Source organism: Thermocrispum municipale DSM 44069 (assembly GCF_000427825.1).
Lineage (GTDB): Bacteria > Actinomycetota > Actinomycetes > Mycobacteriales > Pseudonocardiaceae > Thermocrispum > Thermocrispum municipale.
The window spans coordinates 80,502-99,308 of the sequence record NZ_KE386593.1 but is presented as its reverse complement, the minus strand read 5'-3'; the positions used below and the strand labels follow the sequence as shown (position 1 = coordinate 99,308).

Below are 18,807 nucleotides of genomic sequence, written 5' to 3'. Positions count from 1 at the left end.
TCCTCAGATAGAGCCGTCGTTCCGGTGAAAGGAACAACGTGGGGAGTAGGCTTGCGGAGGTCTGACCTGGGCGTACAGTAGGCTTGGGCGTTGACTAGGTCAATACCTGCGGCAGAAATTCGAAGGAATAGCGGTGTCGATACAGGAAAAGGTTCCGCTCAGAGGAACGCAGGGCGGGACGGATGCGGCCGATCGGGTGGCGGATGTACTCCTGCTGCTGATGGACTCGCCCGGCCCGGTCCGGGTGTCCGGTGTGGCCGCGGAGTTGGGCATCGCGAAATCGGTCGCGCACCGCGTCCTGCGGTCGCTGGTGTCGCGCAATTTGGCCGAGCAGGCGCCCGGCTCGTCGGGGTATCTGCTCGGCCCGGCCGCGGTCGCGCTGGGGGCGAAGGCGATGAGCCGGTCGAAGTTGGAGAACGCCGCCGCGCCGCTGCTGCGGGAGTTGCGCGACCGGACGCAGGAGACGACCTTGCTGACGCGTCCGGTCGCCGGTGGCCGAGTGCACGTGGCGCAGTTCGAGAGCCCGCACCACGTGCGCATGACGGTGGAGCTGGGAGCGTTCCGGCCGTGGCACGCCGGTGCGAGCGGGAAGATCTTGCTGGCGTTCGCCGAGCCGGAGTTCCGGGAGCGGGCGATCGCCCAGGAAGCCGAGGTGTACGACCTCGGCGAAGAGGCGATCGCCGCGCTCAAGCGCGACCTCGAGCACGCGCGGGAACGGGGTTACGTCACCTCGAGTGGCGAGCGCAATCCGGACGCCGGTGCCGTCGCCGCGCCGGTGTTCGTGCGCGGGGTGGCGATCGCGGCGGTGAGTGTGTGCGGGCCACGGTCGCGGTTCACCCCGGCGCACGCCGAGCGAATCGCGCCGATGCTGCTCAACGTGACACAGCGGCTGTCCGCCCGGCTCAGCTGAGCGCCGCGGACACGCTCTGTGGTCCGCATCGGGCCGGCGGATCAGCCCTGCAATATCCAGGTGTCTCGGCCGGGCACGTGGGCGCGCCGCTCGCCGAGGAGCCTGCCGGGCCGCTCTCGCCGAGGGGCCCGCCGCGCGCCGCTCGCCGAGGAGCCCGCCACAAGCCGCCGTCACTTACCGCGCCGCTTCTGCCGAGGAGCCTGCCGCGGGCCGCCGTCGCTTGCCGCGCCGCTTCTGCCGAGGGGTCTGCCCCGCGCCGCCGTCTACCGGGCCGCTTCCGCCATGACCGCGCGGGCGATCACGTTGCGCTGGATCTCGTTGGTGCCCTCGCCGATCTCCAGGATCTTGGCGTCGGCGTAGAAGCGGGAGATCTCCGACTCGAGGATGTAGCCGTAGCCGCCGTGGATCTGCAGGCTCTGGTCGGCCGCGCGGTTGGCGACCTCGGAGGCGTACAGCTTGGCCATCGCGGCCGCGGTGCTGAACGGGCGGCCGTGGTCGGCCAGCCAGGCGGCGCGGTACACCAGCGCGCGGGCCGCCTCCACCTCGGTCGCGATGTCGGCGATCTTGTGACTGATCGCCTGGAACTTGTGCAGCTTTCTGCCGAACTGCTCGCGTTCGCCGGCATGCCGCACGGCCAGCGTCAACGCCTTGCTCGCCAGTGACAACGACAGTGCCGCGACGCTGATCCGGCCGGCGTCGAGCACCGCGAGGAACTGCCGCAACCCGGCGCCCTCCTCGCCGATGAGGTTCTCGTCCGGCACGAAGCACTCGGTGAAGATCAGCTCGCGGGTGTCCAGCGCGTGCCAGCCGAGCTTGTGCAGCCGCTGACCCTTGCTGTACCCGGGGGTGCCCTCCGGTACGAAGAACGTGCCGTAGCGCTTGGTTCCGTCGGCGTCCTCGCCGGTCAGGGCCAGGATGGTGACACCGGCGCTGATCGACGTGCCGGCGTTGCTGATGAACATCTTGGTGCCGTCGATGACCCAGCCGCCGTCGACCTTGCGGGCCCGGGTGCGGATGCCTGCCGCGTCCGAACCGGCCGTCGGCTCGGTCAGCCCGAACGCGCCGATGGCCTCACCCGTGGCCAGCGGACGCAACCAGCGTTCCTTCTGCTCGTGGGTGCCGAACACGGCGATCGGCAGGCTGCCGATGGTCGAGTGCGCGTTCCACGCCGACGCCACCGACTGGTCGGCCCTGCCGAGCTCCTCCATGGCCGCGACGTAGGCGACGTATCCGGCGTTCGAGCCGCCGTACTCCTCGCTGATGAGCATGCCCATCAGGCCCAGCTCGCCCAGCTTGGTGAACACTTCGGCGGGGAAGTACGAGTTCGCCGACCACTCGGCGGCGTACGGTTCGATCTCCTTGGCGGCGAAGTCCCGGCAGAGGCGCTGCAGTGCCTTGGTCTCCTCGGGCAGGTCGAAGTCCATCACCGCTCCTTCGGGGTCAGCAGAATCTTCATGTGGTCACCGCCGCCGTTGAGCTCGTCGAACGTGCGGACGGCCTCGGTCAGGGGGCGGACGTCGGTCAACATCGGACTCGGGTCCAGCCGGCCGGTGGCGATCAGGTCCAGCACCCGGGGAATGTCGAAGTTGTAGCCGAGCGCTCCGGTGATCGTGCGCTCGAACGGTACGACCTGCGTGATCGGCAGCGCGGCCGATTCCCCGCTGATCCCGGCCATCACCACGCGGCCACCCCGGCGGGCGGTACGAATGGCGAGTTCGACCTGGTCAGGGCGTCCGGTGGCCTCCACCACGACGTCCGGCCCGACGCGGCCGGTGCGCAGGAAAACCTCGCGGCGCACGTCGCTTTGCGTCGGGTCGTAGACCTCGGTCGCGCCCGCGTCCACGGCACGACGAGCGCGGCCGGCCTGGGGTTCGCTCACGTACAGTCCGGCGGCACCGGCCAGCTTCGCGGCGAGCACGGCGGCCAACCCGATCGGGCCGGCGCCGAGCACCAGCACGTTGTCCCCGGCTTGAACTCCGGCACGGTGGATGGCATGCAATCCGACCGCGAGTGGCTCGGCCAACGCGGCGTGCTCGTCGGACACCGCGTCCGGTACCGGGACGAGGCCTTCGACCGGGACGAGGACATGCGACGCGAACGCCCCGTCGGTGGCCAGTCCGACCGAGCCGCCTTTGGCGCAGATGTGGTACTCGCCGTGGCGGCACCATCGGCACACGCCGCACCGCAGACACGGGTCGACCGCCACCCGGGCGCCGGGTTCGATGCCCGCGACCGGGCTGCCGAGCGCGACCACGGTGCCGCTGAACTCGTGCCCCATGGTGAGCGGAGGCTGCTTGCCGGTGAGCGGATGCGGCTGGGTGCGGATCAGGTTCGGGCCGTGCGCCACCTCGTGCAGATCGGTGCCGCACACACCGCAAAAAGCCACTTCGACCAGGGCTTGTCCGGGGCCTGGTTGATCAGGCTGGGGCACTTCGTCGAGCCGCAGGTCCTGCGGACCGTGCCAGCGCAGTGCGCGCACGTCGACCACCTCTCGCGCCGGGTCAGTTGTTTTTTCGAACAGTCGGTACAAGAATCGTCGTTCGCGGCCGCTTGTCAAGGGGCCGAGCCGAACGCGTGACGAAAAGGATGAGGGGCGACATGACTTCCACTCGGGCACCCGAGCTGTCGACGGCGCTCGACACGAACACCGATGTGCTGACCGAGATGTACCGGCGCATGCGGTTGATCAGGCAGTTCGAGGACCGGGCCGCCCGGCTGTACCGGAACAACGAGATCCCCGGGTTCCTGCACCTGTCGATCGGACAGGAGGCGTCGGCGGTCGGCGCGTGCTGGCCGCTCGGCGATCGGGACGTCGTGACGTCCACCCATCGCGGCCACGGGCACTGCATCGCCAAGGGTATGGACGTCGAGGGCATGTTCGCGGAGCTGATGGGCAAGGAGACCGGGACCTGCCGGGGCCGCGGCGGTTCGATGCACATCGCCGACCCGCGGCACGGGGTGTTCGGCGCCAACGGCATCGTCGCGGCCGGGCTGCCGATCGCCGCCGGCGCCGCGACCGCGGCCCAGTTGCGTGGCGAGGGCGCCGTGGTGCTGGCGTTCTTCGGTGACGGCGCGGTCGCCCAGGGCATGTTCCACGAGGCGGTCAACCTGGCGTCGGTGTGGAACCTCCCGGTGATCTTCTTCTGCGAGAACAACAAGTACGCGGAGTTCTCGCCGATCGCCACGCAGACCCGCGCCTCGCTGGCCGACCGCGCGCCCGGCTACGCGGTGGACTTCCACCACGTCGACGGCAACGACGTGGTCGCGGTGGCGTCGCTGGTCAACGACGTGGCGAACAAGCTGCGCGCCGGCGCCGGCCCGGTGCTCATCGAGGCGGACACCTACCGCTGGCACGGGCACTACGAGGGCGACCCGGAGCGTTACCGGGACAAGCAGGAGCTCGCCGAATGGAAGGCGCGCGACCCGCTGGTCCGGCTCGCCGCGCGGCTCGGCGACCTGAAGGTGGACGTGGCGACGATCGACCAGGAGGTCGAGAACCGGATCGACGCCGCGGTGGAGGCGGCGCGCGCGGCCAGCCCGCCTGCGCCGGAGACGCTGCACCACTTCGTGGGCGTGCCGCGCGAGCCGGTGCCCGAGCCGCCGGAGGCCGACGGCGAGATCTTCCGGACCATGGACGCGGTGCGGACGGCGCTCGACTACGAACTCCGGCACGACGACAGCGTGTTCCTGGCCGGGATCGACGTCGGCGAAGGCGGCAACGTGTTCGGGCTGACCCGCGGGCTGGCGGAGGCGTATCCGGGGCGGGTTCGGGACACCCCGATCTCGGAGAGCGCGATCATCGGCACCGCGGTCGGGGCGGCGATGGCAGGCATGCGGCCGGTGGTCGAGCTGATGTACTTCGACTTCATCGGGGTGTGCCTGGACCAGCTGATGAACCAGGCGGCGAAGCTGCGGTTCATGACCGGCGGAGCGGTCGAGCTGCCGCTGGTGGTGCGGACCCAGTTCGGCGCGGGCAAGTCGTCGGGCAGTCAGCACTCGCAGAGTCTGGAGGCGCTGCTGGCGCACATTCCCGGGCTCACGGTCGTCATGCCGTCGACCCCGGCGGACACCTACGGGCTGCTGCGTGCCGCGATCCGCGACCCCAACCCGGTGGTGTTCGTGGAGAACCGGCTGATGTACGGGCGGAAGGGCCCGAAGCCACCGGAGGACCACCTGGTGCCGCTCGGCCGTGCGGCCGTCCGACGCGAGGGCACGGACGTCACGCTGGTGTCGTACTCGCGGCTGATGCACGACTGCGCGACCGTGGCCGAGGAACTGGCCGCGGAGGGGATCAGCGTGGAACTGATCGACCTGCGCACGATCGCGCCGCTGGACGTCGACACGGTGCTGCGCTCGCTGGAGAAGACGAACCGGCTGGTCATCGCCCATCAGGCGGTCGGTGAGTTCGGCGTGGGTGCCGAGCTGGCCGCCATCGCGTCCCGGGAAGGTTTCTGGAGCTTGGATGCGCCGGTGATCCGGGTCGGTGCGCAGTCGACGCCTGCGCCGTACGCGCCGTCGTTGGAGCAGGCGTGGATGCCGACGCCGGAGCGGATTGCCGCGGCCGTGCGGGAGTCCGTGCGGGCCTGAGGGTCGGCTGGGGGCGCCGTGGCGTCCCCAGCTACTTCTCCTCGGACTGCCGTGCCCGGAATTCCTCGACGCGCTTTTCCAGATCGCTCGCGTCGTAATCCGGGCTACGGAATCCGGAGATCAGCGTCGCGCAGTACTGCTGCGACAAGAACGCGGCATTCCATGGTCCACCCGGCCGCACCCACTGATACGTGTGGTTGTGCATGTTCAGAAATTGCAGCATCGCCAGCCGGGGATCCATCTTCCGGAATGCGCCCGACTCCATCGCCGCGGTCAGCAGGTCCGTGACGATCTGCTCGAACTCGTGCCGCTGGGCGATCAACCGCGACCGGTTCTCCCCGGTCAGGTGCCGGTAGTCGTGCTCGTAGACCCAGATGTGGTCGAGCCGGGCGAAGATGATCTCCAGCAGCGTCTCCGACAACAGCCGCAGACGCAGCACGGGGTCCTCGTCCAGTGCGGCGATATTGCGCGCCGCGTCCAACAGCGGCCCGAGCACCCGGTTCTGGATCTCGACGAGCAGATTCTCCTTCGAGCCGATGTAGTAGTACAACGCTCCTTTCGCCAAGCCCGCCACCTTGCCGATCTCGGCAATTCCGGTGGCGGCATATCCCTGCTTGGCGAACAAATCGGCGGCCTGATCGATGATTTGCTGTCGCTTGATCTCGTATCCCGGCCCGTGTCCCGGTGGTCTCGGCATATGTCCTCCGTCGCCTGGCGAGGCTCACCTTAGGCCGCGCCATCCCCCTCGTGCCGCTACCCGTCACCGGGCGCGCCGGTGAACCGCGCCTTGCCCGGTCCGTTGCGCAGGAACGAGGTCATCCCGCGCTCCTTGTCCTCGGTGGCGAACAGCCCGGCGATCAGGCTGCGTTCCAGGCTCAGCCCGGCGGCCAGCGAGGCGTCCAGACCGTGGTCGACCGCCTCCTTGATCGCTTGCAGCGCCAACCGTGGTCCTTCGGCCAGCTGCCGGGCGTATGTGGTGGCCGCGGCCAGTGGATCGTCGGCTATCTGGTCTACCAGACCGATGCGCAACGCCTCCTCCGCGGTGACTTTTCTGCCCGTCATCATCAGCTCCTTCGCCCGCGACGGGCCGACCTGTCGCGCGAGTCGCTGGGTACCTCCCGAGCCGGGCGTGATGCCGAGCAGCACCTCCGGCTGGCCGACCTGGGTGTCCGGAGCGGCGACCCGGTAGTCGGCCGCCAGGGCCAGTTCGAGGCCGCCGCCGAGCGCGAAACCGTGCAGGGCGGCGACAACCGGAAGGGGGAGTTCGGCGATCCGGGTGAAGGTCTTCTGCAGCGCCCTGTTCCACCCGACGACCTCTTCGAAACCGAACGTCGACAGCTGCTTCAGGTCCGCTCCCGCGGCGAAACACCGGCCTTCGCCACACAGCACGACGGCGCGCACCCGACCCTCGTCGGCGTCCCGTTCCAGCTGGTCAGCGGCATGGGCGAGGGCATGACGCATCGCGGTGTCGAATGCGTTCAGCGGCGGGTTGTCCAGCCGTAGCGTGGCCACGCCGTCCGCGATCTTGGTGTGCACCAACTCGGTCATCCACTTCTCCTTCGCTCACCCGGCTCGGTCTTGTCAGGGCGCCAACTGGGTCCTACAGTGCTTGCCATCACAGTTTAGTAGACCGACTGGTACACGAAACTCATCGATGGCGCGACACAGCGGAGTGTGATGGCACATGAGCGCAGTTGGCTCGACCGTTCCCGAAGGGATCACGGTGCCGAGAGAGGCGGTAACCGAAGAAGAACTGGCCGAACTCGGCGTCGATCTGGACCGCGACTTCCCCGGCTCGACCGCCGCTGACTTCCGCCGCTACCCGGTGCTGTCGGAGGGCGGTTGGTACCTCGTCGTCAAGCACCAGAAGACGCTGCGCTGCGTCAGCCGGGAGCCCTGGCGGCTGCTCGGCCCCATCGAGCTGACCTCCGACGGCCTCGACGTCGAATAACGAACTCAGGAAAGGCAGGGATCTCATGATCGGCGTAGACGTCGGCGGCACCTTCACGGACGTGGTGGCCATTGCCGATGGGCAGATCAAGACGGTCAAAGTGGCCACCGATGTGAAGGACACCGAGAAGGGTGTGCTGCGCGGCGCCGAGGAAGTGGGCGTCGCCGACTCCGCGGTGTTCAACCACGCCAGCACCCACGGCCTGAACGCGGTGATCACCCGGCGGTTGCCCAAAATCGCCTTCCTGACCACGTTCGGCCACCGCGACATCCTGGACGTCGGCCGGACCTGGCGCCCCATCGAAGGCTTGATGAACCCGCGGTGGCGCCGCTCGTACGGGGACGCCAACCGCCCGCTGGTCCCGCGCTACCTGCGCAGGGGCATCCGGGAGCGGTTGACCGCCGACGGCGGCGTGCTCATCCCGCTGGACGAGGACCAGGCTCGTCAAGAGCTGGAGATCCTGCGCAACTGCGGTGTGCAGGGCGTGGCGATCTGCCTGATCAACGCGTACGTGAACAACCACCACGAGGAGCGGCTGCGCCAGCTCGCGCACGAGGTGCTCGGCGACGACGTGCCGGTCTCCATCTCCAGCGAGGTCTCCCCGCTGGCCAAGGAGTTCGCCCGCGCGTCGACCACCGTGGTCGACGTCTTCATGCGGCTGATCTACGACGAGTACTGCAAGCGGCTGGACGCCGGCCTGCGGGACCTCGGCTTCACAGGGGATTTGAACTTCGCCGACTGTGCCGCCCAGCTGGTGCGCGCCGACGAGGCGATGGAGCACCCGTTCCGGATCGTGTTCGCCGGCCCGGCCGCGGGCACGGTGTCCAGCGCCCACTTCGGCGAGCTCATCGGCGTGAAGAACCTGCTGTGCGCGGACGTCGGCGGCACGTCGTGCGACATCAGCATGGTCACCGACGGCGAGCCGTTCGTGAACACCACGTTCGAGCTCGAGCACGACCTGATCGTCAACGCGCTGTCCAACGAGATCTCCAGCATCGGCGCCGGTGGCGGCAGCCTGGTCACCGTCGACGCCTCCGGTGAGCTGAAGGTCGGCCCGGGCAGCGCGGGCGCCGACCCCGGCCCGGCGTGCTACGGCCTCGGCGGCAAGCAGCCGACCACCACCGACACCTGCCTGCTGATGGGCATCATCGACCCGGACGGCTTCGCCGGTGGCCGGATGCGGCTGAACCCGGACCTGGCCAAGCAGGCGTTCGAGGACCTGGACAGCCCGCTGTCGTTCGACCAGCGCGTCAGCTACGCGTTCAACATCGGCATCAACAACATCGCCGAAGGCGTCACCAACATCGCCATCCAGCACGGTGTCGACCCGCGCGACTACAGCCTGGTCGCCTACGGCGCGGCGGGCCCGATGCTGCTGCCCGCGGTGCTGGACCTGGTGCACGCGGCCGAGGTCATCGTGCCCCCGCACCCGGGTCTGTTCTCCGCGCTCGGCCTGGTCAGCTCCGACCTGGTGTACGCGGACAGCCGCAGCTCCTACACGCTGCTCACCGCGGAAGCCGCCGAGCAGGTGGACAAGGTCTACCGCTCGATGGAGCGGCGGGTGGCCGAACGGCTGCCGGAGGAGTACCGGGACCAGGTCGAGTTCGTGCGCAGCTTCGACGGCAGGCTCGCCGGGCAGACCTGGGAGACGCCGTTCATCGCGGTGCCCAGCGGCGAGATCGGGGCGGACGAGATCGCCGAGATGGTGCGCAACTTCCACGACGCCTACGAAGAGCGCTCCGGCAACCGCTTCGAGGCGCTGCCGGTGCAGGGCGTGACCTACCGGGTCCAGGCGGTCATCAAGTCCAAGAAGGTCAGCTATCCGGAACTGCCCGAGCGTCCGGCAGGTGACGAGCTCACCCCGGACCGGATGCTGACCATCAAGTACCTGGAGTCCGAGCCGATCGAGGCGGGCGAGTACCAGCGGGACGCCCTGCGTGCGGGCGACGAGGTCCCCGGCCCCGCCGTCATCCGCGAGCCCTTGTCCACCACCTTCCTCGTCCCCGGCCAGGTTGCCACCGTCGGCCGCCACGGCGAGCTGCGTATCCGGAAGGCCTGAGTCATGACCGAAGCAACAGCCCTGAAGGACCTCGACGACGCCGCGTTCGAGGCGCGCTACGCATCGGACCGGTTCACCGCGTCGGTGCTGTCCAACCGGATGCGGTACATCGTCCAGCACATGTGTACCGGCCTGCTGAACAACGCGTTCTCGTTGATCCTGCGTGACTGGTACGACTTCGCCGCCACCATCTCCGGGCCGCCGGAGCAGAACTACCCGATGGCCTCGGTGAGCAACAGCCTGGCGATGTTCCTCGGCACGATGTCCGAGGCGGTGCGCAACACCATCGAGGAGTACGGGCCGGAGAACCTGCGTCCCGGCGACGTGATCATCTGCAACGACCCGTACCGCGCGGGCAACCACGTCAACGACATCTGCTTCATCCGCCCGGTGTTCCACAACGACCGGCTGGTGTCGTTCGTCAACCTGCGCGCGCACCAGCTGGACATGGGCGGTGTGGTGCCCGCCGGCTTCAGCGGTACCAAGCGCAACGTCTACGAGAACGGCCTGGTCATCGCGCCGATGCTGCTGTACCGGGACAACAAGCCGGTGAAGTCGTCGTTCAACTTGATCTTCGACAACGCGCGGTTCTGCGAGCTGCTGTTGCCGGACATCAAGACGATCTACCAGAACCTGCTGCTCGGTGAGCAGCTGATCCTGGAGAGCATCGACCGGTACGGCGTGGACGCCTACCTGGGCGCATTGCGCTACGCCACCGACACGTCGGCCGAGTCGATGAGCCGCGCCATCGCCGAGATCCCGGACGGGGTCTACGAGGCGGAGGAAGGTATCGACTGCGACGGCATAGACGACAGCATCGAGTACCGCATCAAACTGAAGATCACCAAGGTCGGCGACCGCATGGAGCTGGACTTCAGCGGAACGTCGCCGCAGGCGCGCACGTCGATCAACGCGGGCATCCTGGACACCAAGACCGCGGTCGGCGTGGCGTTGAAGTTCCTGATCGACTCGGAGTCGCCGTTCACCTCGGGGACCTACCGGCCGATCGACATCGTCATCCCGGCGGGCACGTTCATCAGCGCGACCCCGCCGGACGGCGCGGTCTTCCTGTACTGGGAGAGCACCGGGCCGGTGCTGCTCGCGGTGTTCCGTGCGCTGGAGAAGGCGCTGGGTCGCCGCGCGGTCGGCGGTGACTACGGCTCGCTGAACATCCACAACGCCAACGGCGTGCTGCCGGACGGGACCCCGTGGGTGACCACCGCGCAGTGCGGTGGCGAGCACGGGCCGTGGGGCGCGACCGAGGCGGGCGACGCGGACAGCTACTCGGTCATGTACCAGGCGAACAACCTGGACCCGGCGACCGAGGCCATCGAGTCCGAGGTGCCCGCGGTGGTGCTGCGCAAGGAGTACGCCATCGACAGCGCGGGTGCGGGCACCAACCGCGGTGGTGCCGCGGTGCTCAAGGACACGCTCTACCTCACCGAGGCCGAGCACTGGTCGAGCCCGCTGCACGTGAAGAAGGCCAGCGGTATCGGTGTCTACGGCGGCAAGTCCGGCGCACTGGGCGCCACCTGGGTGTTCGACCCGGACTACTACAACGTGCCGCAGAAGAAGGAGCTCATCCCGACCTCGGACGAGGTCTACGAGGGTTCGACGCCGGTCGCCGGGATGCTCGACCCGAAGACGAAAGCGGTCGACCCGAACGGCGAGTACTTCTACTTCGCCCGTAACCCGGTGTGGCACACCAAGCCGCACGCGGTGTTCCGCTACCTGACCAACGGGGGCGGCGGCTGGGGTTCGCCGCTGGACCGCGAGCCCGAGCGGGTCTGCCGCGACGTGCGCGACGAGTACGTCTCCATCGAAGGCGCGTACGAGCACTACGGGGTCGTCATCAAGGGGGATCCGCACAACGACCCGGAGAACCTGCAGATCGATTACGAGGCGACCGAACGTAGGCGCGCGGAGCTGCGCGCCCAGCAGCCGGCCGCGAACTAGGGAGGCATCACCGTGACTGACAACCCCGCAGCGCCCGACGAGGAGACCGTGCGCAGGCAGAACGAGCTGCGCGAGAAGTTCATCGCCGAACGCGGTTACTGGAACGCCTTCTGGGAGGGGCTGCTGAGCCTGGACCCGAGCTTTTTCGAGGCGTACCTGAATTTCTCCGCGGTGCCGTGGCGCACGGGTGTGCTGGAGCCGAAGATCAAGGAGCTGATCTACGTCGCGATCGACGCCTCCACCACCCACCTGTACGAACCGGGTCTGCGCCAGCACATCCGCAACGCGCTCTCCTACGGCGCGACCAAGGAAGAGATCATGGAGGTGCTGGAGCTGACCAGCGTGCTCGGGATCCACACCTGCACGATGGGCGTGCCGGTGCTGATGGAGGAACTCGAGGCGCACGAGAAGTCGGCATGACCGCGGGCATGCTGCACCCGGACGGCCCGGCGGGAATGACCGGCCAGGTCGCCGTCGTCACCGGTGCCGCGCGCGGGATCGGTGCCGAGGTCGCCAAGGAGCTCGCGGCGGCGGGCGCCGCGGTGACCGTGCTCGACGCCCGGCCGTGCGACGAGGTGGTCACCGCGATCACCGAGGCGGGCGGCTCGGCCGTCGGGCAGATCGTCGACGTCACCGATCGGGGTGCGGTCGCCGCGGCGATGTCCGCGGCGGCCGCCCCGGCCGGGCGCATCGACGCCCTGGTGACCTGTGCGGCGATCTACGGCGACGCCGTCTCGCTCGAGGAGTTGGCCGAACCCGACCTCGACTCGGTGCTGGACGTCAACGTCAAGGGCACGATGTGGTCGGTCGGCGGCGCCCTGCCGCACATGCGGGACCAGGGCGGACGCATCGTCTGCATCGGCTCGGTGGCGGGAAAGATCGGCGGGGTGCTGGCCGGCCCGCACTACGTGGCCAGCAAAGGCGCGGTGCACGCCCTCGTCCGGTGGATCGCCAAGACCGAAGCCGCCAACGGGATCGTGGCCAACGGCGTCGCCCCTGGCGTGGTGGACACCCCGATGATCACCGGCAAGGGCTACCGGCCGGACGGCCACCCGCTCGGCCGGTTCGCCGCGCCCGAGGAAATCGCACGGGTCGCCGCCTTCCTCGCTTCGCCCGCTGCCAGCTACGTCAGCGGCGAGGTGGTCGACGCCAATGGCGGCCTGGCCATGACGTGACGCATCGGCGAGTTCAGCCGAACCCCCAACAACTGCGGTGAGAAGGAGTCGCAATGTCGTATGACGGAGCGTGCGCGATCGTCACGGGCGCCGGGTCGGGTATCGGCCGAGCCTGTGCGCGGCGGCTGGCGGCCGACGGGTTGGCCATCGCTGCGGTGGATGCCAACGAGGAGGCGGCCAAAGCCACCGTCGACGAACTGACCAAGGACGGCCACCGGGCAGCCGCCTTCGGGGTGGACGTCACCGACGAGGACGCGGTCGCGGCGATGGTGCCGCAGGCGGCGGAGCTCGGCGCACCCCGCGTGCTGGTCAACGCCGCCGGGATCATCGTCCGCAAGAAACTGCTGGAGTCCACGCTGGACGAGTGGCGGCGGGTTCTCGACGTCAATCTCACCGGCTACTTCGTGATGTTGAAGAACGTCATCCCGGCGATGGCGGCAGCCGGTGGCGGGTCGATCGTGCAGATCGCCTCGATCGCCGGGCACATCGGCTACGGCTTCACCTCGTACACCGCGGCCAAAGGCGGCGTGCTGGCCATGACCAAGCAGCTGGCCGGCGAGCTGGCCGCGGACAATATCCGGATCAACTCGGTCAGCCCCGGCGTGGTGCACACCGGGATCAACCGGGACACGTTGAGCACGCAGGTCATCCACGACGCGACGGTGAGCGCCACGCCGCTGGGTCGTATCGGTCAGCCGGAGGACATCGCATCCGTGGTGGCCTTCCTGGCCAGCGAGAACGCCGGGTACGTGACCGGGGCGGACCTGGTCGCCGACGGCGGAATGATCAGCCAGGTCAACTGGGGGGATGCGGGGGAGCGTTTGCACAGCTACCACTCCCAGGAGCAGCGATGAGCAACTTCGCAGCGATCCTCGACTACCACGCGTCCCGCGCGCCCGAGAAGGTCGTGCTGCGGCAGGGCGATCGCACGCTCACCAACGCCCACCTGCTGGAGCGGGTGAACGCGTTGGCCGCCGGGTTGCGCGACCTCGGCGTCGGGCGCGGGGACATCGTCGGGTTGTTGCTGTACAACCACCTGGAATTCTTGGAGGCCACGTTCGCCGTCAACCGGCTGGGCGCGGCCTTCCTGCCGATGAACTACCGGCTGGCTCCGGACGAGTGGCGCTACATCCTCGAGCACGCCGGGGCGGTGGCCTTGCTGACCGAGCCGGAGTTCCAGGGCTCGATCGACCCGGTGCTGCCGGACGGGGTGCGGCACCGGCTGTTGCTGGGTGCGGACCAGGCGCCGGACGGTTGGCTCGACTACACCGCGCTGGTCGAGGCGAACCGCGGCCGCCAGGTGCCGTGCGAGCCGGTCGGCCCGGACGACCTGCAGCGCCTGATGTACACCTCGGGCACGACGTCTCGGCCGAAGGGTGTCTGCATCACGCACGGCAACCTGACGTGGAAGAACCTCGGGCACATCGTGGAGTTCGGCCTGACCGCCGACGACACCACGCTGGTGTGCGGTCCGCTGTATCACGTCGGTGGCTTCGACCTGCCGGGTGTCGGAACGCTGCACGCCGGCGGCTCGCTGACCGTGATGCGGAAGTTCGAAGCGGCCAAGGCCGTCGACATCATCGAGCGGGAGCGGCCGACCAACGTGTGGCTGGCGCCGTCGTTGATGAACGCGATCCTGCAGCTGCCGGACCTGCACGACCGGGACACCTCGTCGATCCGGTTCATCATCGGTGGTGGCGAGAAGATGCCGGAGCCGCTGATCGAACGGATCTTGAAGGCGTTCCCGAATGCCTGGTTCTCCGACGCGTACGGACTGACCGAGACGGTTTCCGGCGACACGTTCAACGACCGCGACCACACGTTGTCCAAGGCCGGCTCGGTGGGCCGCCCGGTGGTGCACACCGAAGTGCGCATCGTCGATCCGGACGGCAACGACGCGCCGACCGGTCAGCTGGGCGAGATCGCCCTGCGTGGGCCGAAGGTCAGCGCGGGCTACTGGCGCGACCCGACGGCGACCTCCGCCGCGTTCCGTGACGGCTGGTTCTTCACCGGCGACGTCGGCCGCCTCGACGAGGACGGCTACCTGTATGTCGAGGACCGGAAGAAGGACATGATCGTCTCGGGTGGGGAGAACATCGCCACGCCCGAGGTGGAGCGGGTGCTGTACGAGCACCCGGAGGTCGTCGAGGCGGCGGTCGTCGGGATGGCGCATCCGCGCTGGGGTGAGGTGCCGCAGGCGTTCGTGGTGCTGAAGCCGTCCTCGACCGCGTCGGCCGAGGACTTGCAGGCGTTCTGCCGAGAGCGGTTGGCCAAGTTCAAGGTGCCCGCGGCGGTGACGTTCGTGGAGGAGCTGCCGCGGACCCCGTCGGGCAAGGTACTCAAGCGTCAGCTGCGTGAGGCGAAGGCATGAGCGGAACTCTCCAGGGCAAGGTTGCCTGGGTGACCGGTGCGGGCAAGGGGTTGGGCCGCGCCATCGCGGTGGCGCTCGCCGAGGCGGGCGCCACCGTGGCGGTCAGCTCGCGCACCAAGACCGACCTGGAGGACTTCGTGGCCGAGGTCGGTGGCGGGCTGGCCGTGCCGGGCTCGGTGGCGGAGCCCGGGTTCGCCGATCAGGCGGTCGCCGCGATCGTCGAGCAGTTCGGCAGGCTGGACGTGGCGGTGACGGCGGCTGGGATCAGCCCGACGTTCCACCGGACGGAGAAATCGCGCGACGAGGACTGGACGGCGGTCATCGACACGAACCTGACCGGCACGTATTACTGTGCCCGCGCCGCCGGGCGGCAGATGCTCCAGCAGGGCGGCGGCAGCATCATCACCGTGTCGTCCGTGCACGCCACCGCCGGGATGGAACGCATCGCGGCGTACGCGGCGAGCAAGGGCGGGGTCGAGGCGCTCAGCCGGGTGATGGCGGTGGAGTGGGCCGATCGCGGCGTGCGGGTCAACGTGCTCGCGCCGGGCTACTTCCACACGGATCTGTCCGAGGGCCTGGTCAGCAGCAAGTGGGGCGAACGGATCGTGGCCAGGACCCCGCAGAAGCGGGTGGCCGCTCCGCCCGAGCTCGGCGCCGCCGCGGTGTACCTGGCGTCGGACGCGGCGAGCTACACCACGGGAAGCACGCTGACGGTCGATGGCGGGTGGACCGCGGCTTAGCGCCGACGCCTCGGGAACTACGGCGGTGCGCCGCCTCGTCGCGCGGAATCGTCGGGTTCGACGGGCTGGGCGGTCGGGAATCGTCGCGCCCGCGGACCGTCGGCCGAACTCAGCCGGGCCGTCGGGACTGGTCGAGTTCAGTGGCCGGGTCCTCCGGGCTGGTCGAGCTCACATCGCCGGGCCGTCGTGACGGATCGAGCTCACATCGCCGGGCCGTCGTGACGGGCCGACCGACACGTGCCCAGCCGGCCGGCCTGGAGCACCCCACGCCGGCCGTGTCGCTGCCGGCACCCCGCACAGTCCTACTCGACGACCGCGGCCAGTGCGACCGTGATCCCCGCCGGGCCTCTGACGTAGGCGAGCTGGTGGGTCTCGTACCGCACGATGTCGCCGATGAGTTCGGCGCCGTGCGGCCGCAGCCGGTCGAGGGCGGCGTCGACGTCGTCGACGGCGAACATGACCCGGTGGCCACCCAACGCGTGCACCGGCGTGGAACCGTCGTCGGCTGCGGGTGGGGAGAGGTACTCGGTCAGCTCGATCCGGCCGTGCCCGTCAGCGGTGCGCATCATCGCGAGGGCGGTTCGCACGCCGTCCAGCCCGAGGAGGCGGTCGACCTCGCCGCCTCCCACCGTCGCCTCTCCCTCCAGTTCCATGCCCAGCGCGCCGAAGAACGCCTTCGCCTTCTCCAGGTCGTCGACGACGATGGCGATGTTGTCCAGGCGCGCAGCGGCGCCGTCGCCGGTCATCGAGCCGCCTCCGCCGCCTTCTGCTGCATGAGTTCGGCGATCGAGGTCGGCAGCGTGGTCTCGAAGTCGATCAACTTCGCCCAGGTCGGCTTCACCACGATCCGCACCATGCGGTCGTAGAGCGCTTTGACGTTCTTCTCCCATTCCACTCGCTGTTCCGGCGTCATCTCATACGTGCCGTTCATCTGCATGTACTCGTCCGGGATGCCTTCGACCTCGTCGAGCTCGGCATTGCCCCGCAGCAGCAGAACCTTCGGCGGGTGCGATTCGGTGTCGATCGTCAAGGCGACGCGGGATTGCGACGCAACGCGGCGAGTTTGCGCGCGTTCGTCGAGGTGCACATGACGATTTCCGTGCCGTTCCAATGGATGCCGATCGGGATGGCACGGGGTGTTCCGTCCAAGGCGACGAACGCCAGCCTGGCCAGGTCACGGGCCAGCAACTCCTGGCTGTACGGGCGGGCGAGTACGTCGTCGATCGCCTTCTGATCCATGAGTTCCCCTCGGGTTGCCTGCGGCGTATCCGCTCAGCTTTCCGTGTCGGAACCCATCCGTCCACTGGCACGGTGCGGGCTGTCCGCCCGGCGATCGACCCGGCGACGTCAGCTGACGTCGGTGGAGGCGAGGATGCGGGAAATCAGGCCGTCCAGGTCGAGATGGGTGGACTCGGCACCGCGCGCGATCAGGTTCGTGCTGGCCTCGGCGAAGGCGTCGACCTCCTCGCGCGGCAGAACGACGTGTGCTCGGTCGGCGGGGGAGCCGAGGTGGACGCAGACGTTGGTGTCGTCGCAGTGGATGTGGGCGTCGCCCTCGCCGGACGGCACCCCGGCGAGGGCCTCCAGCAGCAGGCCGCGGTCGAAGCACCATTCCTGCGCTGGGAAGATCATCCACACCGCGTGCGGGTCGTTCCGCGAATAACGGAGCTGAACCTCGACGGCATTCGGTGGGGTCCCGTCGATGATGACGTGGCCGCTGACTGGTTTGCTGATCTCGTGTAGTGGCATCGTGCGCTCCGGACAAGTTGCCGTTGTCGGCATGGTTTCCGCATCAAGAACGGTTCCGGATTCGGCTCGGGAAATCTGGCGTGCTGGCCCTTCGGCTGCGCGTGCCATCCCGCTCGATGCGCACGGGCTCGCCCCCGGCAGGCAGGGGTTGTCCCCACCGTCGGCGGCCAGGACAGCGGGTGGCCGAGCACCGTCGGCGCTGCTCGGACCCGCCGGCCCCAGCGCGAATCGGCGTCCGGTACCCTCTTCCACGGAGGATTGGCCGAGCGGCCTAAGGCGCACGATTGGAAATCGTGTTGGGTGTGAAAGCCCTCACGGGTTCGAATCCCGTATCCTCCGCCAACGACCAGCGCAAACGCCGGATCGCTCAGCAGAGCGGTCCGGCGTTCGCTTTGAGTAGGGGAGCCCGCTCGCCGACCGAGCTCGAAGTAGTCGGCCAGCTCGTCCGGCGTCGTCAGCAGACGTCGTAGGCCGCGTCGGAGCGACGTTCCAGCAACACGGTGTCGTGCCACACGCCGTTGACCTGGGCGATGCGCTCTCGGACGCCGACAGTGCGGTAGCCGGCTGCGTGATGGAGCCCGATGCTTGCCCGGTTCTCCGTAAAGATGGACGTTTGCAATGTCCACAGCCCGGCGCTGTCCGCCTCGACCACCTGCTGCCGGATCAACGCCTTGCCGACACCGCGGCCGCGGTAAGCCTCGTCGACGTAGATGGCGCTCTCGGCGACGCCCGCATAGCACTCGCGGTCCGACACCGGGCTCAAGGCCGTCCAGCCGACGACCACGCCGTCGATCTCGGCCACCCACCGGTGCCCGGGCAGCCACCGGGCGTCGAGCGAGGCACGACTGGGCACCGTCGTCTCGAACGTCGCGATCCCCGTCGCTATGCCCTCGCCGTAGATGCGGCGCACGGCAGGCCAGTCCTCGGGCCGTAGAGCACGAACGTGGACGTCCGCGGGTGCGTCGGCGGGACAGCACGGGCGCGGCGCGAGCGTGCCCATGACGACGTCGGCGGCGTGCGGCAGGCCGGTGCAGCAGGCCTCGTTGACCATCACCCTGGTCGCAGTGCCTTCCTTGTGCAGCCGAAGAAAGCCGACCTCGGCGAGCTTGCGGATGTGGTGCGAGCACGTGGACTGACTGATGCCCAACTGCTGCGTCAGCGCTCCGACCGTCATCCCGCCGGGCGTCGTAGCCACTACGTGCAACAGCCGGACACGAGTCGGGTCGGCCAGGCAGGAGAACCACTCCGCATACTTCGCCGCGTCGTCATCCGGCAACACCCGCGGGGCGGGAGCGCTGATCGTCATAAC

Annotated in this window: 17 protein-coding genes, 1 tRNA gene and 1 pseudogene; 11 read left to right on the top strand and 8 right to left on the bottom strand. The window is 69.0% G+C overall.

The window, feature by feature from the left end; all coding sequences use genetic code 11:
- The first annotated feature begins 133 nt into the window (after positions 1 to 133).
- A complete protein-coding gene (locus YWM_RS24040; RefSeq protein ID WP_156914805.1) occupies positions 134 to 910 on the top strand; it encodes an IclR family transcriptional regulator in 777 nt (258 codons plus the stop codon).
- 263 nt (positions 911 to 1,173) lie between these two features.
- Here YWM_RS24040 and YWM_RS0115830 read toward each other — a convergent pair whose 3' ends face one another.
- Positions 1,174 to 2,334, bottom strand: coding sequence for an acyl-CoA dehydrogenase family protein (locus tag YWM_RS0115830; RefSeq protein ID WP_028851520.1), 1,161 nt, complete (start codon positions 2,332 to 2,334; stop codon positions 1,174 to 1,176).
- The gene (locus YWM_RS0115825) at positions 2,334 to 3,389 is read right to left on the bottom strand and encodes an alcohol dehydrogenase catalytic domain-containing protein (RefSeq protein ID WP_028851519.1); all 1,056 of its coding nucleotides are present in this window, start codon (positions 3,387 to 3,389) and stop codon (positions 2,334 to 2,336) included. Before YWM_RS0115825 ends, YWM_RS0115830 begins: the two co-directional genes overlap by 1 nt.
- A gap of 119 nt (positions 3,390 to 3,508) precedes the next feature.
- Here YWM_RS0115825 and YWM_RS0115820 point away from each other — a divergent pair, with 119 nt between their 5' ends.
- A complete protein-coding gene (locus tag YWM_RS0115820; RefSeq protein WP_028851518.1) occupies positions 3,509 to 5,497 on the top strand; it encodes an alpha-ketoacid dehydrogenase subunit alpha/beta in 1,989 nt (662 codons plus the stop codon).
- Between the two features lie 31 nt (positions 5,498 to 5,528).
- On the opposite strand, the gene YWM_RS0115815 is transcribed toward YWM_RS0115820, so the two are convergent.
- Positions 5,529 to 6,194 carry a TetR/AcrR family transcriptional regulator gene (locus tag YWM_RS0115815; RefSeq protein ID WP_028851517.1) on the bottom strand — a complete coding sequence of 222 codons (666 nt, stop codon included), beginning with the start codon at positions 6,192 to 6,194 and terminating at the stop codon, positions 5,529 to 5,531.
- Between the two features lie 56 nt (positions 6,195 to 6,250).
- On the bottom strand, positions 6,251 to 7,045 hold the full coding sequence (locus YWM_RS0115810) for an enoyl-CoA hydratase/isomerase family protein (protein ID WP_028851516.1): 795 nt from the start codon (positions 7,043 to 7,045) through the stop codon (positions 6,251 to 6,253).
- A 136-nt stretch (positions 7,046 to 7,181) separates the two neighbouring features.
- On the opposite strand from YWM_RS0115810, the gene YWM_RS0115805 reads away from it, so the two are divergent.
- From YWM_RS0115805 to YWM_RS0115770, 8 genes are read left to right on the top strand one after another with little or no spacing between them, the layout of a single operon-like run.
- The gene (locus YWM_RS0115805) at positions 7,182 to 7,448 is read left to right on the top strand and encodes a hypothetical protein (RefSeq protein ID WP_245566069.1); all 267 of its coding nucleotides are present in this window, start codon (positions 7,182 to 7,184) and stop codon (positions 7,446 to 7,448) included.
- Positions 7,449 to 7,473: 25 nt separating this feature from the next.
- The gene (locus YWM_RS0115800; RefSeq protein ID WP_028851514.1) at positions 7,474 to 9,507 is read left to right on the top strand and encodes a hydantoinase/oxoprolinase family protein; all 2,034 of its coding nucleotides are present in this window, start codon (positions 7,474 to 7,476) and stop codon (positions 9,505 to 9,507) included.
- A 3-nt stretch (positions 9,508 to 9,510) separates the two neighbouring features.
- Positions 9,511 to 11,463 (top strand): hydantoinase B/oxoprolinase family protein, encoded by a 1,953-nt coding sequence (locus YWM_RS0115795; RefSeq protein ID WP_028851513.1) that lies wholly within the window; start codon positions 9,511 to 9,513, stop codon positions 11,461 to 11,463.
- A 12-nt stretch (positions 11,464 to 11,475) separates the two neighbouring features.
- Positions 11,476 to 11,883, top strand: coding sequence for a carboxymuconolactone decarboxylase family protein (locus YWM_RS0115790; RefSeq protein ID WP_052344973.1), 408 nt, complete (start codon positions 11,476 to 11,478; stop codon positions 11,881 to 11,883).
- Complete coding sequence (locus YWM_RS0115785; protein WP_245566068.1) at positions 11,880 to 12,638, top strand: SDR family NAD(P)-dependent oxidoreductase; 759 nt, start codon at positions 11,880 to 11,882, stop codon at positions 12,636 to 12,638. Before YWM_RS0115790 ends, YWM_RS0115785 begins: the two co-directional genes overlap by 4 nt.
- 53 nt (positions 12,639 to 12,691) lie before the next feature.
- Entirely contained in the window at positions 12,692 to 13,492 is an 801-nt protein-coding gene (locus YWM_RS0115780) for an SDR family NAD(P)-dependent oxidoreductase (protein WP_028851510.1), read from the top strand.
- Positions 13,489 to 15,009, top strand: coding sequence for an acyl-CoA synthetase (locus YWM_RS0115775; RefSeq protein WP_028851509.1), 1,521 nt, complete (start codon positions 13,489 to 13,491; stop codon positions 15,007 to 15,009). Before YWM_RS0115780 ends, YWM_RS0115775 begins: the two co-directional genes overlap by 4 nt.
- On the top strand, positions 15,006 to 15,749 hold the full coding sequence (locus YWM_RS0115770; protein WP_028851508.1) for an SDR family NAD(P)-dependent oxidoreductase: 744 nt from the start codon (positions 15,006 to 15,008) through the stop codon (positions 15,747 to 15,749). Before YWM_RS0115775 ends, YWM_RS0115770 begins: the two co-directional genes overlap by 4 nt.
- Positions 15,750 to 16,051: 302 nt before the next feature.
- On the opposite strand, the gene YWM_RS0115765 is transcribed toward YWM_RS0115770, so the two are convergent.
- From YWM_RS0115765 to YWM_RS24030, 3 genes and pseudogenes are all read right to left on the bottom strand, one after another.
- Positions 16,052 to 16,495 (bottom strand): VOC family protein, encoded by a 444-nt coding sequence (locus tag YWM_RS0115765; protein ID WP_028851507.1) that lies wholly within the window; start codon positions 16,493 to 16,495, stop codon positions 16,052 to 16,054.
- Positions 16,492 to 16,988, bottom strand: a pseudogene (locus YWM_RS24035) (pyridoxamine 5'-phosphate oxidase family protein). The gene YWM_RS0115765 and the pseudogene YWM_RS24035 overlap by 4 nt, the downstream one beginning before the upstream one ends.
- A 108-nt stretch (positions 16,989 to 17,096) precedes the next feature.
- Positions 17,097 to 17,498, bottom strand: a complete 402-nt coding sequence (locus YWM_RS24030) for an SsgA family sporulation/cell division regulator (RefSeq protein ID WP_052344971.1) — start codon at positions 17,496 to 17,498, stop codon at positions 17,097 to 17,099.
- A 252-nt stretch (positions 17,499 to 17,750) separates the two neighbouring features.
- On the opposite strand from YWM_RS24030, the gene YWM_RS0115750 reads away from it, so the two are divergent.
- Positions 17,751 to 17,840 (top strand) — tRNA-Ser (locus tag YWM_RS0115750).
- A gap of 112 nt (positions 17,841 to 17,952) precedes the next feature.
- On the opposite strand, the gene YWM_RS0115745 is transcribed toward YWM_RS0115750, so the two are convergent.
- The gene (locus YWM_RS0115745) at positions 17,953 to 18,804 is read right to left on the bottom strand and encodes a helix-turn-helix domain-containing GNAT family N-acetyltransferase (protein ID WP_028851506.1); all 852 of its coding nucleotides are present in this window, start codon (positions 18,802 to 18,804) and stop codon (positions 17,953 to 17,955) included.
- Positions 18,805 to 18,807 lie beyond the last annotated feature (3 nt).

Coding starts and splice junctions, on each gene's coding strand:
- YWM_RS0115830 (WP_028851520.1), bottom strand. CDS start 2,334: ATGGACTTCGACCTGCCCGAGGAGACCAAGGCACTGCAGCGCCTCTGC.
- YWM_RS0115820 (WP_028851518.1), top strand. CDS start 3,509: ATGACTTCCACTCGGGCACCCGAGCTGTCGACGGCGCTCGACACGAAC.
- YWM_RS0115815 (WP_028851517.1), bottom strand. CDS start 6,194: ATGCCGAGACCACCGGGACACGGGCCGGGATACGAGATCAAGCGACAG.
- YWM_RS0115810 (WP_028851516.1), bottom strand. CDS start 7,045: ATGACCGAGTTGGTGCACACCAAGATCGCGGACGGCGTGGCCACGCTA.
- YWM_RS0115805 (WP_245566069.1), top strand. CDS start 7,182: ATGAGCGCAGTTGGCTCGACCGTTCCCGAAGGGATCACGGTGCCGAGA.
- YWM_RS0115800 (WP_028851514.1), top strand. CDS start 7,474: ATGATCGGCGTAGACGTCGGCGGCACCTTCACGGACGTGGTGGCCATT.
- YWM_RS0115795 (WP_028851513.1), top strand. CDS start 9,511: ATGACCGAAGCAACAGCCCTGAAGGACCTCGACGACGCCGCGTTCGAG.
- YWM_RS0115785 (WP_245566068.1), top strand. CDS start 11,880: ATGACCGCGGGCATGCTGCACCCGGACGGCCCGGCGGGAATGACCGGC.
- YWM_RS0115780 (WP_028851510.1), top strand. CDS start 12,692: ATGTCGTATGACGGAGCGTGCGCGATCGTCACGGGCGCCGGGTCGGGT.
- YWM_RS0115775 (WP_028851509.1), top strand. CDS start 13,489: ATGAGCAACTTCGCAGCGATCCTCGACTACCACGCGTCCCGCGCGCCC.
- YWM_RS0115770 (WP_028851508.1), top strand. CDS start 15,006: ATGAGCGGAACTCTCCAGGGCAAGGTTGCCTGGGTGACCGGTGCGGGC.
- YWM_RS0115765 (WP_028851507.1), bottom strand. CDS start 16,495: ATGACCGGCGACGGCGCCGCTGCGCGCCTGGACAACATCGCCATCGTC.
- YWM_RS24030 (WP_052344971.1), bottom strand. CDS start 17,498: ATGCCACTACACGAGATCAGCAAACCAGTCAGCGGCCACGTCATCATC.
- YWM_RS0115745 (WP_028851506.1), bottom strand. CDS start 18,804: ATGACGATCAGCGCTCCCGCCCCGCGGGTGTTGCCGGATGACGACGCG.